General features: G+C 73.0%; 2 protein-coding genes. Both read left to right on the forward strand.

Translation table 11 applies throughout. The annotated features are described in order from the left end of the window. Nucleotides 1-1,685, forward strand: a 1,685-nt coding sequence (gene lnt, locus G6R25_RS23395; RefSeq protein ID WP_235949494.1) for an apolipoprotein N-acyltransferase, incomplete at its 5' end; no start/stop codon positions are given. 32 nt (nt 1,686-1,717) lie between these two features. Then, the coding region (locus tag G6R25_RS23400; RefSeq protein ID WP_163554590.1) for a polyprenol monophosphomannose synthase at nt 1,718-2,403 on the forward strand (686 nt) is incomplete at its 3' end.

The following is a 2,403-nucleotide window of genomic DNA, read 5'->3' on the forward strand; positions in this document are numbered from 1 at the left end:
CCGCCACTCCCGCTGAACCCGCCGCTCCCGCCGAACCCGACCGGGCCGCCCGCCGCGTCCGCCGCCGCGCCACCCTGCGCCGACGCACCCCACCAGTGCTGGGCGCCCTACTCGGCGGCGCCCTGCTCTACCTCGCCACCCCACCGGTCGGCGCCTGGCCACTGGCCCCCCTCGCCGTCACCGTGCTCACCCTCACCGTCCGCGGCCGCCGCCTGCGCTCCTCCTACGCCCTCGGCGCCCTGTTCGGCCTCACGTTCTGCCTGCCGCTGCTGCGCTTCGTCTCCTTCGTCGGCGCCGACGCCTGGATCGCCCTCGCCGTCGCCGAAGCCGCCATCCTCGCCCTCGTCGCCCCCGCCACCACCCTCGTCTGGCGCCTACCCGCACCCTGGCTGTGGACCGGCGCCGTCTGGGTCGCCCAAGAGGCGCTGCGCGGCCGCGCCCCCTTCGGCGGCTTCCCCTGGGGCCGACTCGCCTTCACCCAGTCCGCAAGCCCGCTGACCGGACTCGCCGCCCTCGGCGGCGCCCCCCTGCTCACCGCCGTCGTCGCCGCCACCGGCGCCCTGCTCGCCCACGCCCTCCTGCACACCACCACCCCAACCCGCACCCCAACCGGCCACTGGCACGCCGCGCCACGACGCCTCGCCCCACCCCTGCTCGGCGCCACCGCCCTCACCCTCGCCGGCCTACTCGTCCCCCTACCCACCACCGCCGAACACGGCACCCTCACCATCGCCGCCATCCAGGGCAACGTCCCCGCCGACGGCGGCATCCACGCCCTCGGCCGCGCCTTCCAGGTCACCGCCAACCACCTCACCCAGACCCGCCGCCTCGCCGCCGACGGCCACCGCCCGGCCCCCGACCTCGTCCTGTGGCCCGAGAACTCCTCCGACCTCGACCCCCTGCGAGACCCCACCGTCGCAAGCGCCCTGCGCGACGCCGCCCGCACCGCCGGCGCCCCCCTGCTCGTCGGCGCCGTCCTCGACGGCCCCGGCCCCCACCACGTCCGCAACGCCGGCATGATCTGGACCGCCGACGGCTTCACCGGCCAGATGTACGTCAAACAACACCCCGTCCCCTTCGCCGAATACCTCCCCGGCCGAGCCCTGCTCACCCGCCTCATCGGCCGCTTCGCCGACGACATGCCCAGCGACTTCCTCCCCGGCCACAGCCCCGGCGCCCTCCACACCGCCGGCACCACCATCGGCGACGTCATCTGCTTCGAAGTCGCCTACGACGACCTCGTCCGCGACACCGTCAACCACGGTGCCGAAATCCTCGTCATCCAAACCAACAACGCCTCCTTCGGCCGCAACGGCGAAAGCCAGCAGCAACTCGCCATGTCCCGACTGCGCGCCGTCGAACACGGCCGCGCCACCGTCCAGATCTCCACCAGCGGCGAAAGCGCCCTCATCGCCCCCGACGGCCACCTGCTCGTCAAGACCGGCCTGTACGAACCCGGTATCCTCACCGCCGCCCTGCCCCGACGCACCAGCCAAACCCTCGCCGACCGAGCCGGAATCCTCCCCGAGGCGGTGCTGCTCGCCCTCGGCGTGGGCGCCATGATAGCGGCAGTGATCCGCCGCCGAACCCGCCTCACCACCGGCGAGAACCACACCGACATCACCCCGCAGGCACCACGACCCCACGAGACGACACCCACGGTGACGCCCGCCGGGCCGGCCTGACGGACATGGCCCCCGATCAGGAAAGGAACCGCGTGGATCTCCACCGCGTTGTCGTCTGCGTCCCCACCTACAACGAGCGGGACAACCTCCCCGACACCGCCCGCCGCCTACGCGCAGCGAACCCGACGGTCGACCTGCTCGTCATCGACGACGCCAGCCCCGACGGCACCGGGAAGATCGCCGACGAACTCGCCGACAACGACGACCACATCCACGTCCTGCACCGTGACAGCAAATCCGGCCTCGGCACCGCCTACGTCGCCGGCTTCACCTGGGCCCTCGAACACGGCTACACCGTCATCGTCGAAATGGACGCGGACGGCTCCCACCAGCCCGAACAGCTACCCCGCCTGCTCGCCGCCCTCGCCCACGCCGATCTCGTCATCGGCTCCCGCTGGATACCCGGGGGAGAGGTCAGCAACTGGCCCCGCACCCGACTGCTGCTCTCCCGCGGCGGCAACCTCTACGTCCGCGCCGCCCTCGGCATGCCACTACGCGACGCCACCGCCGGCTACCGCGCCTACCGCGCCGACGTCCTGCGCGACCGCGACCTGTCCGGCGTCTCCTCCCAGGGCTACTGCTTCCAGATCGACCTCGCCTGGCAGGCCTGGCGCGTCGGCTTCCGCGTCACCGAGGTGCCCATCACCTTCGTCGAACGCGAACGCGGCACCTCGAAGATGAGCAACGCCATCGTCGCCGAAGCCTTCTGGCGCGTCGC

This window comes from Candidatus Frankia alpina, assembly GCF_902806485.1.
Lineage (GTDB): Bacteria > Actinomycetota > Actinomycetes > Frankiales > Frankiaceae > Frankia > Frankia alpina.